Origin of the sequence: Spirosoma sp. 48-14 (genome assembly GCF_001898575.1) — a bacterium.
Classification (GTDB): domain Bacteria; phylum Bacteroidota; class Bacteroidia; order Cytophagales; family Spirosomataceae; genus Spirosoma.
Genome location: NZ_MKUD01000045.1, coordinates 29643 through 43189, shown reverse-complemented (window position 1 = coordinate 43189; position 13547 = coordinate 29643). Strand labels below are relative to the sequence as shown.

Sequence of the window (13547 nt, the reverse complement as noted above, 5' to 3'; positions counted from 1 at the left end):
AATATTTCGCAAGCAAATTCCCGTAACTTTGCATTTCTAAAATTCCGTTTCCGCTAATGGATACTAAATTCCATGGGGTCGGTGTTGCTATCGTGACACCTTTCAATGCCGACCATTCTATTGATTTCGACGGTTTTGGCCGCGTTATCCGACACATCTCCGATGGAGGAGTGCGTTATGTTGTCCTTCAGGGCACCACCGGTGAATCGCCTACGGTGACGAAGAAAGAGAAAGCCCAGTTGCTGCAATACCTGAAGGAAAACAACCCAAAGAAGCTTCCGATCGTGTATGGGGTTGGTGGCAACGTGACCGCCGATGTCGTAGCGGGAATGAAGGATATTGATTTTGAGGGCGTCGATGCTATCCTGTCGGTTTGCCCCTACTATAATAAACCTGGTAAACGCGGGGTAATCGAGCATTTTACCCGTATTGCCGATGCGTGCCCTGTACCCGTTATTCTGTATAACATACCTTTCCGAACAGGTATCAACATGTCGGCTGAGACGATTGTTGAACTGGCACAGCATCCAAACATCATTGGTGTGAAAGAAGCGTCCTGCGTGATTGAGCAGTGCATGGAAATCGTTCGCGACAAACCCGATGATTTCCTGCTCATTTCCGGCGATGATGTACAGGGTGTACCTATTATCAGTATTGGTGGAGTAGGGGTTATGTCGGTGATTGCCAACGCGTTCCCTGCTCGTTTCTCGGCTATGATCGACGCGGCTCTGCAGGGTGATTTTGCCTTTGCGCAAAAAGAACTGGGCCATTTCCTGCGCATCGATCCATTATTATATGAAGAAGGTAATCCGGTAGGGGTGAAAAGCCTTATGGAAATTATGGGGCTGATTTCGTCTGAAGTTCGACTACCATTGATGAAAGCTTCCGACGACCTGAGCGAACGCCAGCGTGCCGTTCTTCAGCGCGATGGATTGCTGGAATTAGTGACTCAGTAACAGGCTGACATGCGCCCGTCGGCGATACAATCGCGGACGGGCATGTTACTAATCAAAAAAGCTCGCCCGAATCTTCGGGCGAGCTTTTTTGATTATTCATGAATTAGCGATTATCGACTTCCGCCACCAAATAGCTTCGATACTAACCAGATAACCACACCGATACCGGCAATAACCAGAATAGCTCCAGTCCAGGCGCCCGCTTTAAAAATACCGCCAATTGCTTCGCAACTGGTCAGAAAGAAAGTCAGAAACAAGGCCACCAGGGCTACGGGGAAAATGCGCAACAGGGTTTTCATAACGTTTATAAATTTTAGTGTAGTTGTTTAAGCTAAGCTTCGTTTTTAGACGATTGTCTGATTAACTAACACAAATTCAGTTTGTTTAAAACCTTACCTGTTACAAATTCCACCAGTATGTCCACTTCAGGACAAGCGCCCGATTTTTTACGGAAAAGAAGCCCGGTACATCCTGCCCAATCTGTGCTGAATTAGGTAAATAATTGTCTGTATAAACCAGGAAAAAGTCGGATGCAGGCTTGTAGCGCCACTGAATACGAGCGTTCACATTCATGTTTTTCTGCTGCTCATTGTACTGGACAAACGTAGTCAGATATAGCGTATTCGTTAGGGTAAGGTCGAAGCGGGGGCTGACCAGCCAGAACGTTGTCCGGCCCCAGGGTTGTGGTAACCGGATATCATTATAACTTAAACTAGCTGCCAGACTTACGTAGGGCTGTATGCGATACCCCAGATCGGCCGTCAGATTCAGCCGGGTGCCGTTGTCATAATAACCACCATAGCGGCTCGAAAATCCATAGGTGAATACACTTTGGGGTTTCGAATCAAAATCGGTGCCCCAGGCGGTCCAATAGTGTTCGGTGCCGGTCGCCAGCGTTTCTCTGCCCGTGTTGGTTGGGTCGAAAGGTTGCAGGAGCCGGACATAATCCGTAGCAACCCAGGCCGTGAAAACACTTCGACTACGGAAGGTAATGGCGTAACTCAATACACTTTCATTGTCGCTTTGCTTCCAGGCTGGATCGAAAAAATAAGTAGAAGTAAGCAGTGGTCCGTGATTCAGGACGCTACTGCCCGTTGGCAGAAAGGTGTAGCCAAGAGTGGTCATGCCCCGCTGATAGCCTCGACGTGGGACGTACCCCGCTTCGGCCGTATAATTCTTACCAACCGACTCCACCTGACCGCTAATGAGCCATCGACGACTTGTGTATTGTAAATTCCCGGCATAAACAGCATCCTCGCCCGATTGATCTGGGCTGAATGATTTAACATATAAGGCTTTACCCGTCCAGAGATTATTGGCCGATGCCAGATTGTATTCGAGGCCGAAGTTGCGGTTGTAACGTGAATACAGAGGTTTATTGGCTTCGGGCTGGTACGAAAGCGATTCTTTATTGACAAACATCAGCCCAATATTCGAACGGGCAAAGATTCGACGCTGGAGGGCCACGACGGCGAAGTTCTGCGCTGGTAAACCCGTGTCGTCAACCTTCCCTGTTTGCATATCCATGACACCCATGCGCCAGTCTTTATTGAGCTTGCCACTAAGCCGGGCTCCAAACCGAATCGGTACTCCTCCCAGCCCAATCCGGCGGCTGAAAAACGGGCGGATGGTAGCATAGCCGAAGTTGGTAAACTGATCGCCATTTTCCAGAAAGAACTGCCGTTTTTCGGGGAAGAATAGTTCGTAGCGATCCAGATTGGTTACCTGCTGATCGACATCCACCTGCGAGAAATCGGGATTAACGGTCAGGTCCAGATTGAGTGATGAGGTAACAGCTACTTTGGCATCCAGACCCGCATCGAATCGGCTGCTGGTGGGGGTGTTGTTCTGATAATCTCGGGTGATGCCCGTAAGCGCATATGGGATAATTGAAATATTAGGGCCGGGTTGTGGAGGAGGCTGGTCCCAGATCAGTACCCCGGTTAGCGCTAGCGAAGCCGTCGGGAATTGTCGTTGAATGGGGGTCCACGACGATTTTTCGGTGGTTTTTAAATCCTGCCGACTAAAATTGATGCCCCAGCGGGTAATCCCTTTTTTGTATCGGATGGTTTTGAACGGAATCGCCAGCTCGAGCACGTAACGATCAGCGTAGTTTTTAACGACAGAATGCCATTTGTTATCCCAGCTTAAATTGGCTTTGCCGCCTTCGTACAACAAACCATCCCATTGGGCTCCGGCGGCATTGGTACCAAACGTAAACCCATTGGTCTGATCGTCGAAGGTGTCCATGAAAAAAATGAAGTTGTCATTTTTAACAAACGCCCAGTCGCGACGAAGCGATTCAACCATGTATGGGCCTTCTACGTAACCATGATAGCAAATGGCACTCAGATAGATGTTATGGTCATCGTAGGCCATCCGAACATCCGTACGAACGCGGGCACGACTGGTATCCATTGGGAGTACCATCCAGAAATTAGTGGCGACTTCGGCCGCTTGCCAGGCGGCTTCTTCAACTAGGCCATCGACTGTAATGGGCGACGTAGCCCGATTAATATGAAGTTGGTAGCTTTCGTTTTTCTTCTGAGCCAGAATAGTTTGACAGAATAAGGAGCAGGTAACGGCAAGAATTATGGAGAATTTCACCAAATGGACGCTTTATAGGCTTTAAACGTAAAAGCAAAGATAAGCCCCATTTATACCGTTCGACGCTGGAGGATTGCAGAGAGGATAAGTAGAGTTGATGAGCAGGCAAAATGCCCTAAAAGAAAACGCAATGACTATGTAGCCATTGCGTCTTTGTAAATTGGTTTGGGGCACTCGTCTACGAAGGCAGTTCGTCGGTCATGCTGGGGTCAGGTTCGGTGCCATCGTTATTACCCAGCGAATCGTCGTTGCCAAACGAATCTTCATCCACTTCCATGTTGGGGCTTCCTGAAGGCTTACCTTTACCGTCGGGACCACTATCGACTTCACCGATTAAATCCGTTGGATTATAGTCTTCGTTGAGTATAATGCTTTCGTCGGGTGTTTGGGCAGGGCCTTCGGTCTCCGGGCTAAAGGTTTGAGACTGCTTTTTCAGCATGGCATCCTGATTGACGTTTTCCATGAGTGCGGTTTGTTTTAAGGTTCAATTTTGGCTAGCCTTTTGTAAATAATTCCCACAGCCGTTGGTAGAGCTTACCCGCATACTTTTTTACGTCCCGGTGCGATGCATGGAGCGTGAAGGGGGAAAATGGGTTGACAGCGGTTTCCAGCGGTTCGATCCGAATAGTACGACCTGTAGTCCAGACGCCTGCTAACCGACGGACCGAACCGGTTAATCGTACACCTGCATCCAGCAAATCAACCTGACAGGTATCGGGGTATTCTGTTGACGCTACCTGCTGTGAAAAGCGTTCTAGCTGACTGGCATCGAACCACGACAATGTCGGAACATGGACATCCGTAAAGCGGTCACTACGGCACAAAAAACGTAAGGACAGCAACGAAGGGCCGGAAGAGCGTTGAGCCGACACCTGTACGTCGAGAACTTCCAGTGGTGAGCGCTCCGAAGAAGTAGAGAATTCTATGTTCATGGTTGATGAAGATTACCAGATGGCTGAGCGATGCCCGTTTGTCGGGCATCGCTCAGCTGTTTTTATTAACAGTCTATTAACTCCGCAAAGGTGATGATGTTTTCGGATTGTGTACAGCGTAGTTATACGTAAATCATCTTACGGGTCATACCACCGTCAACCACAAAGTTTTGGCCCGTAATAAAACTATTTTCCGGGGCAATCAAAAAGAGGATCATGCGGGCAATATCGTCGGCCTGACCTACCCGACCTGCCGGATGCTGGCTGTGATCTTCCGGCCGAAGATCATCCGATTTGGCCTTCGCTTTTTTCTTTAAAGCCGATACGTCGATCCAGCCGGGACTAATGGCGTTGACCCGAATGTCGGGACCCAGGCTAACGGCCAGCGAGTGGGTAAGCGCCAGAATGCCCCCCTTACTGGCGGAGTAGGCAAATGTGTCGGGTTCTGACTGGAAAGCGCGGGTCGACGCCATGTTAATGATGCTCCCTTTTTGTTGGGCCAGGTAGGGCGAAAGATGTTTGGCACATAAGAAAGCCCCGGTCAGATTTGTCCCGATCACCCGATTCCATTCGTCGAGCATGAATTTGTCGAGAGGTTTTTCGATCATAATAGCCGCATTGTTGATAAGAGCATCGATCTGGCCAAAATGATTTATGGTTTGTTCGGCAGCCTTGCGGACATTGGTTTCGCTCGAAACGTCGCAGGAAATGAATAAGATCTGTGCCGATGAGGCTTTAAAGGCTTCGCGTAATTCTGCCAGCGCGTCGGTATCGGCTTCCCAGATAGCTACCCGGTAACCGTGAGTGAGTAAATATTGGGTTGTAACGCGGCCAATTCCCTGGCCTCCTCCTGTGATGATAGCTGTTCTCATACAAGCCGGTTAATGTAGTTGGATGAACCTTTCCAACGAACAAACACCTAAAATTGGTAACCGAACCTGGCCGCTAACGGTTAACTTAGTGCGTATCCTTATCGAACGGGACAGGCCGACGTATGGATACCAACCCCGAATTTACCTGATTTCATGCTGCATATTGCCTTTTCGCCGGTCTATTGGCTGCGGTTGCCCGAGGGGCACCGTTTCCCCATGCTGAAGTACGAATTGATTCATGAACAACTGCTATACGAAGGCACCTGCACCGAGGCTAATTTCATGGCTCCGGCTGCTGTCGATGACCGTTGGGTGCTGGGTGTTCATACCCCTGAATATGTAAAAGCGCTGCAAACCTTAACCGTTTCGCCTGCCATGGTGCGTCGGATTGGTTTTCCGTTAACGCGTGAACTGATTGAGCGTGAGTGGGTCATTACGCAGGGAACCATCGACTGCACCCAGTATGCGAAAACTGATGGGGTTGCCCTGAACATTGCAGGTGGTACTCACCATGCCTATCCCGATCGGGGTGAGGGGTTTTGTTTGCTAAATGATGTTGGCGTAGCAGCTCACTATCTGCTCGAAACGAATCAGGCTCGAAAAATCGTAGTGATCGATCTGGATGTGCATCAGGGCAATGGTACGGCCGTCATGTTTCAGCATGAGCCGCGTGTGTTTACGTTTAGCATGCATGGGAAAGACAACTATCCGCTCAAAAAAGAACAATCGGATCTGGATATTGACCTGCCGACGGGTACTGCCGATGAGCTATATCTGAACACGTTGTATGATACCTTACCGGCTCTGATTCGTCGTGAACAGCCTGATTTTCTGTTTTACGTATCGGGCGTCGATATTCTGGCATCGGATCGGTTAGGGAAGCTGGGGGTGAGCCGGGATGGGTGTCGGGAGCGCGATCAGTTCGTTTTTGAACAGGCTATCCGGGCTAATCTGCCCATTGCCGTTTCGATGGGAGGGGGGTATTCTCCCCGCATCGCCGATATTGTCGAAGCGCACTGCAATACGTTTCGGCTGGCAGCGAGTTTGTTTTTCTGATTCAGTCGTATCTTGCATAGGTAAAGAGTGAAAGAGTGAATGAGCGAAAGTTCCGGTAGCCAAGTTCATCGCTCATTCACTCTTTCGCTCTTTCACTCTTTACCTATGAAGCAAAATATTGTCAAAACCCGCCTTAAAAATAACCAGCCTGTTCTGGGTGTTCTTGCCAACAGTACTGATCCAACCATTGCTGAACTCTGTGGCTTTTCGGGACTCGATTTTTATATGATCGATGGCGAACACAGCCCCGTTACCACGGCCCATGTGCAGGATATTGTGCGGGCTTGTGAAGTGAGTGGTATTACGCCGTTGGCTCGTGTTCGGAGCAACGATGCCAAATTGATTCTGCAATTTCTGGATGTAGGGGTTATGGGTATCATGATGCCGGGCGTTCGAACGGCGGCTGAGGCCGAAGCGTTTGTAAAAGCGGTAAAGTATCCACCTGCAGGAACGCGGGGATTCGGTATTGTACGGGCCAATGAGTACCTGATGGGTACGATGAATCAGGGTGAGTACGTCGATTTTGCCAACGAACAACTGCTGGTGTTGCCTCAAATTGAAGACAAAGAAGCCATCGACAACCTTGATGAACTGTTGCAGGTCGAAGGTATTGACGGATTTGTGATTGGGCCACGCGATCTGGCCATGAGCATGGGGTACCATGATGGACCCGGTCATGATGAAGTAAAACGAACCATTGCTGGTGTCGTTGATCGAATCCGAAAAGCCGGACTAATTGCCGGAACCACAGCCGCTACCGGCGATCAGGCTAAAGCGTTAATTGATCGGGGTGTTTTATTCTGTCTGAACACAATGTCCGGGCTGCTGAAATCGGCAGTTAGTGATTTTATGAAGGGAAGGTAACGCGGGTGGAAACCCGCGATGTTGATAACGGGTTTCCACCCGCGTTACACGCCAACCACGCTACGTTCAGTATGCCAACCACAATTTCGGTCCTTGAAAACAGCCTGATCGGCTCGTTGGAGCAGTGGACAGAGTCTCCCAAAAACGGACTGCTGGTTCCTGATACCGTGTTTCAGGTACTGCGTCGATTTGTGTTTGAGCAGGAAGATGCAGAGGGGCTGTTGGCGTTCTCCATCCAAAAAGGTCGTGAACTGATTCAGGTTCGTCAGTACGTCGGCCTATTACCCATAACACCCCAGACCCAACTCGAAATTCTCCCAAAAATCGGCCCGATTGACCAGGCTAGGGCGCGACTGCTTACCATGTTGCGGCAGCTTCGGCATAGTCCTTTTCGCACCTTGCCCGATGCGCAGACACAGGCCATTTCATTGCCTTTATGGGAGGTATTTATGGCAACGTTTCTCGATACGGTGGAACCGCTGGTTCGGCAGGGAATCCAGCATGCTTACGTTTTAGAGGAGAGCAACGAACGCTACTGGAAAGGGAAGTTTCAGGCGACCCGGCAGCAACGGGAAAATGCCTGGCATGCCGAGCGATTGGCCGTCATACACGATACGCTGACCGCCGATGTAGCCGCGAACCGAATACTGAAAACCTTGCTGAACTACCTGGCTGGCGAAACAAAAAATCCGGGTACACTGCGTCGAATCAGTCAATTAGTGTGGGCAATGGACGAAGTGCCGATTTCGGACGTGTTAGCTGATGATTTCCGGCTTATTCGTCGGTCGGGACGCTTGTTTCGGCGATACGAAACGGCGTTACACTGGGCCGAAGCCTTAGCATACGGAAGAGGCTATGGCGTAAAAACAGGAGCCACGCCCAATCTGGCGCTGCTATTTCCGATGGAGCGGGTTTTTGAAGATCATGTAACGCATGGCGTCCGAACCTACTGGCCTGAGAGCGACGAAGTGCGTATCCAGGAGTCCTCGGCCCATCTGGTCGATGAGCACATTGGTATGCCAAAATTCAAACTCCGCCCCGACGTCATTATCCGTCATAATACGCATACGCTGGTTCTGGATATGAAATGGAAATCGATCAATGCGGCTGAACCGAACAGATCACAACGCATGGGCAATTACGGTATTGAGCAGGCCGATTTGTATCAACTGTACGCCTATGGGAAAAAATACAATGCCGATAATCTGTTTTTGATCTATCCGGCCAGCGAAACGTTTCAGCACCCATTACCCGTTTTCGATTACGACGCCACAACCCGATTGCACATCTGGCCGTTCGACCTGACTAATTCGCTGGCTAATGAAGTAGAAAAATTGGCTACTTACGCTTTTTCTCATTAAATACAGCGCTCTTTATAAAAGGCTTTATGTCGTTTGTGCGCTTATTGTAACCCACTTCGTAACGAAGCAAAACCTACCTTCCATTCTCTATGCCCCTGATTCTTACATTAATCGGCATTCTGACCCTCGTTTTTTTAGTTGCATTTGTTCGGCTGGATACGTTCATTTCATTTGTGCTTGTGGCGCTGGGTATTGGTCTGGCATCGGGCATGGAGGTTGTAGCCGTCGGAAAATCCATTCAAACCGGAATTGGAGGAACTCTGGGTGAACTGGTATTAATTATTGGCTTTGGCGCTATGCTTGGTCGCCTAGTGGCCGAAAGTGGGGCTGCCCGCCGAATAACCGATGTGCTGATTGGCTGGTTTGGGATCAAAAATATTCGGTGGGGATTGGCGTTGGCTGGCTTTGTTATCGGTATTCCGCTGTTTTACAATGCCGGCTTTATCATCGTTGTTCCGCTGATTTTCACCATCGCAGCATCTTCCCGACTTCCATTGATGTCGGTAGCGGTACCGATGTTATCAGCCCTTTCTGTCGCGCACGGATATTTGCCTCCTCACCCATCACCTTCAGCTGTAGCGGGTCAGCTCAATGCCAATATCGGGCAGACGCTGTTGTATGGTATCATAGTAGCGATACCTGCCATCATTATTGCCGGGCCTATTTTCGGAAAAACACTGACGCATATCAAGGCAACGCCCAACAGCGATTTATTCAATCGGAAAGAAGTCCCAACACAGAACTTGCCCGGAACGTTTATCAGCTTTTTGGTTGCGTTGCTACCCGTGATTCTGTTAACGACGTTCGGGCCATTAAAAAATGCCATGGCTGGAGAGTCGATCCTGAAAACCATCGTGACACTCCTGGCCGAACCTTACATCGGGATGTTGCTTTCGGTACTAACGGCTATTTATGCGCTGGGTATTCGTCAGGGGCAAAGCATGAAAGCGATCACCAAAGATCTGGAGGAAGCTGTTAAAGCAGTGGCCCCTATTCTGCTGGTGATTGCAGGTGCAGGCGCTCTGAAGCAGGTTTTCAGCGATAGCGGTACCAGCAAATACATCGGTAGCCTCTTGGCTGATGCCGCTATTCCACCTCTGTTATTAGCCTGGGGAATCGCTGCGTTTATTCGGGTATGCGTTGGGTCGGCCACCGTGGCTGGCCTGACAACCGTAGGGATTATATTACCCTTACTGCAATCGCAGCCTATCAAACCCGAATTGATGGTGTTGGCCATCGGATCGGGAAGCCTGATGTTTTCTCATATCAACGACGGAGGGTTCTGGCTCTTTAAAGAATACTTCAATCTGAGTATCGGGCAAACCATCCGAACCTGGTCATTGATGGAAACCATTGTATCAATTGTTGGCCTGCTAGGTGTGTTAGCCCTGAATCTGGTGGTTTAGTGTCCTAACCTACATGTTTATCTATTTGCCAGATAAAACCGTTAAACGTTTACATTAAATCAAACAGGTTCAATCGTACGGCTAACGTGATTTTACGGCAAAAGGCCCTCGGAGCTAACAGTCTGTTAACCCCGAGGGCCTTTTGCCGTAAAGAGAGTCGTCAGGACTAGCCCGAAAAGTATTTATATTACTTGATCGAATCTTTCTTGGTGGTATCGGTTGACATCGTCGATGATGAGTCGGTAGACATGCTCGTAGAGTCAGAGGTCATAGACGTCGAGTCGGAAACCGCTGTAGTCGATTCAGTGGTTTCGGTTTTTGTGCTGGAACAAGCTGTTGCCAATGCCAGCATAGAAAGCAGAAAGAATGCAGATTTAGCCATGTTTGCTATAAGTTGAAGATAGTGATTTCCCTTTTATTCCTTAAAATCAAAAAAGTAACCCATGTTCTTCGGTATTTTTTTAGAAATACAGTCGATTAGGTAACAAAAAAAGCCCTTGCTATGAGCAAAGGCTTTCTTGTATCTATATGCGTTTACGAGAAGATAGTTACCTTCAAACGCTAGAATCAATAAGGAGTTCAGATACTTCGGCCCTGAATGACACGAAGCAGAACCATGATGACTGCGATTACTAGTAGTATGTGAATGAGGCTACTGCCAGCAATACCAGCGCCTAAGACGCCTAAAAAACCAAGCAGCCATACAATGATCAGAATGACGGCTATGGTGTACAGAAGATTGCCCATAATTGTAGTTTCTTAACGTTGAAATTAGGTGAATTGTAAGTAGAACTACGGTTGCCTCAATTTGTTAGAGAAGTTGATTTATTCCATAAAAAAATAATCCTGTGACTGACTAGCTGAGCGGCTCAATAGATTTCTATTTCAAGCGAGAATCGAAGAGATGAGACTCAATACTGAGCAGTTTTAGCTTGTCATGTTCAGGATGAAGGGGATTTATCAAATAATTATATTCTGTAGGTGAGTGAGCAGAAGGAACACGCATCACCCAAAACATCTGCTCATTTATCCATTTTTCGGCAATTGCAGCCAGTTCCTCCAAATGAGGTATGTTCTGCCAGCCATCTGGCAAATCCGATTCATCTACAAAGGTAATGGAAGCTTCATCGGGCAGTTCGACCGTCACCAGCGACTGATTCTGTGGAATGATTCGTGAATTAGCGAGCACTTCAAGCTTCGCCAGGGATACGTGTTCGGCTAAATAAAGGATTCGAGTACCTTCCCGATGCCAGCGTCCTGGGCCATAAAGCCCTCCAGTTCCATTCAAATCACGGGCATACTTTGTATTTGTAATTCGGTACAGCTTCATGTAGCAAAGATATGTACCTGATTTGATAGAAAAAGAGGCTTAATTCATTGGAGTTAGAGTGGCTAACTCATGTTGGTTAGGGCTGAAACCTAAGAAAAGAGACCGTGCAGAAGCGCGTTCAGTACATTTAATACCTGCTTGCGGCCTATCATGGAACCCAATAGCTCAATAGGTTTTTTTTCCTGTAGAGCCGTGATGGGCGAATTGAGCCAATACTCCCAATCCGCTTTGTTTTCAAATACTTCGATGCCTTTTTCGTAGACTTCGGCCAACGAAATTGCTTTCTCCGTTTCGTCCTGAGTTAATCGAGCCCCTTTTCGAATTCGACGTTGGTACGTACTTTCTGAAATAGCCAAAATGTGGCTCATTTCTTTATTGGTAAGCCCAAAATTCGTTTGTAAAAAAGCGGCCGATTCCATCGGCAAACCCTCCTGGACAATCTCGATAAGATCGAATTCGTGCCGAATGCGACGCTTAATAAAGCGCTCTCCCCCTAAGCCTGCCAGAATTTGTTCGACGGATACCTGCATAATTAAGGCAAATGACAAATTAAATACTGTTAAATGATAACAAGCTGACAAAGATAAGAATTCATTTCAACGCTGTTCTCCTGCAACCTAACTTTGCAGCCGTAATTAAAGAGCGAAAACGCTACTGATCCCAGGCACTCTTTCGCTCATTCACTCTTTAGCCTATTTTCATGGAATACCGCATCGAAAAAGACACGATGGGCCAGGTACAGGTACCGGCCAATGTCTATTGGGGCGCCCAGACCCAGCGCTCGATTGAAAATTTCAAAATTGCTCAGGACATTAATAAAATGCCCAAAGAGATTATCCGGGCATTTGCGTATCTCAAAAAAGCGGCTGCCCTGACTAACCTCGACGCCGGTGTACTACCCCAGGAGAAAAGCGACCTGATCGGACAGGTTTGCGACGAAATTCTGGATGGTAAGCTGGACGATCAGTTTCCGCTGGTGGTCTGGCAAACGGGTTCGGGTACGCAGTCGAACATGAATGTCAATGAAGTGGTTGCCTATCGTGCCCACGTGCTGCACGGAGGTCAGCTTACCGATGAGAAGAAGTTTCTGCACCCAAACGATGATGTCAATAAATCGCAGTCGTCGAACGATACCTTCCCGACGGCCATGCACATTGCCGCCTATAAAATCCTGCTCGACGTAACCATTCCTGGTATTACCAAGCTGCGTAATACACTGGCCGACAAGTCGAAGCAGTTTATGAACATCGTCAAAATTGGCCGCACGCACTTCATGGATGCCACGCCATTGACGGTAGGGCAGGAGTTTTCGGGCTATGTATCGCAACTTGATCACGGTCTTCGGGCCATCAATAACTCGCTGGCTCACCTGAGCGAACTGGCCCTGGGCGGAACCGCCGTCGGTACAGGGATCAACACCCCACCCAACTATTCGGAAAATGTAGCCAAACACATTGCCACTCTGACGGGATTACCCTTTGTGACGGCCGAAAATAAATTTGAAGCCCTGGCTGCTCACGATGCTATTGTAGAAGCGCATGGTGCCTTAAAAACGGTTGCGGCCAGCCTGATGAAAATTGGTAACGACATTCGGATGCTGTCGTCGGGACCTCGGGCGGGTATCGGCGAGTTGCACATTCCTGACAATGAGCCAGGTTCGTCCATCATGCCGGGTAAGGTGAACCCAACCCAGTGCGAAGCCATGACGATGGTGGCTGCCCAGGTCATGGGCAACGACGTAGCTATTAACTTTGGTGGGGCTATGGGCCACTTCGAACTGAACGTGTTCAAGCCGGTTATGATCTACAACTTCCTGCACTCGGCCCGTCTCATCGGGGATGTATGTGTATCGTTCAACGACAAATGTGCCGAAGGGATCGAACCAATTGAAGCAAATATCAAAAAGCACGTCGATTCGTCGCTGATGCTGGTTACAGCGCTGAATACCAAAATTGGCTACTACAAAGCCGCCGAAATTGCTCAGACAGCCCATAAAACCGGCTCTACGCTGAAAGAAACCGCGCTGAAACTCGGCTACCTGACCGAAGACGAGTTCAACGAATGGGTAAAACCAGAAGATATGGTTGGCGAGATTAAATAAATCGTCTATTACTTAACCAGAAAGGCCTCAGTGATGGGGCTTTTTTTATATACAATTTTGTA

At 48.6% G+C, this 13547-nt stretch carries 15 protein-coding genes; 6 read left to right on the top strand and 9 right to left on the bottom strand.

Features of this window, described 5'->3' with window-relative positions; translation table 11 throughout:
* The first annotated feature begins 56 nt into the window (after positions 1 to 56).
* Positions 57 to 956, top strand: a complete 900-nt coding sequence (dapA, locus tag BGO59_RS22400; RefSeq protein WP_293686911.1) for a 4-hydroxy-tetrahydrodipicolinate synthase — start codon at positions 57 to 59, stop codon at positions 954 to 956.
* Between the two features lie 110 nt (positions 957 to 1066).
* Here the strand turns inward: dapA and BGO59_RS22395 are convergent, their stop codons facing one another.
* The 5 genes from BGO59_RS22395 to BGO59_RS22375 form a co-directional block, all read right to left on the bottom strand.
* Complete coding sequence (locus tag BGO59_RS22395) at positions 1067 to 1255, bottom strand: hypothetical protein (RefSeq protein WP_293686909.1); 189 nt, start codon at positions 1253 to 1255, stop codon at positions 1067 to 1069.
* 100 nt (positions 1256 to 1355) lie between these two features.
* The gene (locus BGO59_RS22390; RefSeq protein WP_293686907.1) at positions 1356 to 3563 is read right to left on the bottom strand and encodes a DUF5916 domain-containing protein; all 2208 of its coding nucleotides are present in this window, start codon (positions 3561 to 3563) and stop codon (positions 1356 to 1358) included.
* A 178-nt stretch (positions 3564 to 3741) separates the two neighbouring features.
* The gene (locus tag BGO59_RS22385; protein WP_293686905.1) at positions 3742 to 4026 is read right to left on the bottom strand and encodes a hypothetical protein; all 285 of its coding nucleotides are present in this window, start codon (positions 4024 to 4026) and stop codon (positions 3742 to 3744) included.
* A gap of 31 nt (positions 4027 to 4057) precedes the next feature.
* The gene (locus BGO59_RS22380) at positions 4058 to 4495 is read right to left on the bottom strand and encodes a hypothetical protein (RefSeq protein WP_293686903.1); all 438 of its coding nucleotides are present in this window, start codon (positions 4493 to 4495) and stop codon (positions 4058 to 4060) included.
* A 122-nt stretch (positions 4496 to 4617) separates the two neighbouring features.
* The gene (locus BGO59_RS22375) at positions 4618 to 5367 is read right to left on the bottom strand and encodes an SDR family oxidoreductase (protein WP_293686902.1); all 750 of its coding nucleotides are present in this window, start codon (positions 5365 to 5367) and stop codon (positions 4618 to 4620) included.
* A gap of 153 nt (positions 5368 to 5520) precedes the next feature.
* Here BGO59_RS22375 and BGO59_RS22370 point away from each other — a divergent pair, with 153 nt between their 5' ends.
* The 4 genes from BGO59_RS22370 (at position 5521) to BGO59_RS22355 (ending at position 10054) form a co-directional block, all read left to right on the top strand.
* A complete protein-coding gene (locus BGO59_RS22370) occupies positions 5521 to 6423 on the top strand; it encodes a histone deacetylase (RefSeq protein ID WP_293686900.1) in 903 nt (300 codons plus the stop codon).
* 105 nt (positions 6424 to 6528) lie between these two features.
* On the top strand, positions 6529 to 7287 hold the full coding sequence (locus BGO59_RS22365) for an aldolase/citrate lyase family protein (RefSeq protein ID WP_293686899.1): 759 nt from the start codon (positions 6529 to 6531) through the stop codon (positions 7285 to 7287).
* 5 nt (positions 7288 to 7292) lie between these two features.
* Positions 7293 to 8648 carry a restriction endonuclease gene (locus BGO59_RS22360; protein WP_293686898.1) on the top strand — a complete coding sequence of 452 codons (1356 nt, stop codon included), beginning with the start codon at positions 7293 to 7295 and terminating at the stop codon, positions 8646 to 8648.
* A gap of 89 nt (positions 8649 to 8737) precedes the next feature.
* Positions 8738 to 10054, top strand: coding sequence for a gluconate:H+ symporter (locus BGO59_RS22355; protein ID WP_293686896.1), 1317 nt, complete (start codon positions 8738 to 8740; stop codon positions 10052 to 10054).
* Positions 10055 to 10241: 187 nt separating this feature from the next.
* Here BGO59_RS22355 and BGO59_RS22350 read toward each other — a convergent pair whose 3' ends face one another.
* From BGO59_RS22350 to BGO59_RS22335, 4 genes are all read right to left on the bottom strand, one after another.
* Positions 10242 to 10436, bottom strand: coding sequence for a hypothetical protein (locus tag BGO59_RS22350; RefSeq protein ID WP_293686894.1), 195 nt, complete (start codon positions 10434 to 10436; stop codon positions 10242 to 10244).
* 197 nt (positions 10437 to 10633) lie between these two features.
* Complete coding sequence (locus BGO59_RS22345) at positions 10634 to 10801, bottom strand: lmo0937 family membrane protein (RefSeq protein ID WP_293686892.1); 168 nt, start codon at positions 10799 to 10801, stop codon at positions 10634 to 10636.
* Between the two features lie 133 nt (positions 10802 to 10934).
* A complete protein-coding gene (locus BGO59_RS22340; RefSeq protein WP_293686891.1) occupies positions 10935 to 11384 on the bottom strand; it encodes an RES family NAD+ phosphorylase in 450 nt (149 codons plus the stop codon).
* Between the two features lie 89 nt (positions 11385 to 11473).
* Positions 11474 to 11932 (bottom strand): antitoxin Xre-like helix-turn-helix domain-containing protein, encoded by a 459-nt coding sequence (locus tag BGO59_RS22335; RefSeq protein ID WP_293686889.1) that lies wholly within the window; start codon positions 11930 to 11932, stop codon positions 11474 to 11476.
* Positions 11933 to 12084: 152 nt separating this feature from the next.
* On the opposite strand from BGO59_RS22335, the gene fumC reads away from it, so the two are divergent.
* Positions 12085 to 13485 (top strand): class II fumarate hydratase, encoded by a 1401-nt coding sequence (fumC, locus tag BGO59_RS22330; protein ID WP_293686887.1) that lies wholly within the window; start codon positions 12085 to 12087, stop codon positions 13483 to 13485.
* Positions 13486 to 13547: the final 62 nt, after the last annotated feature.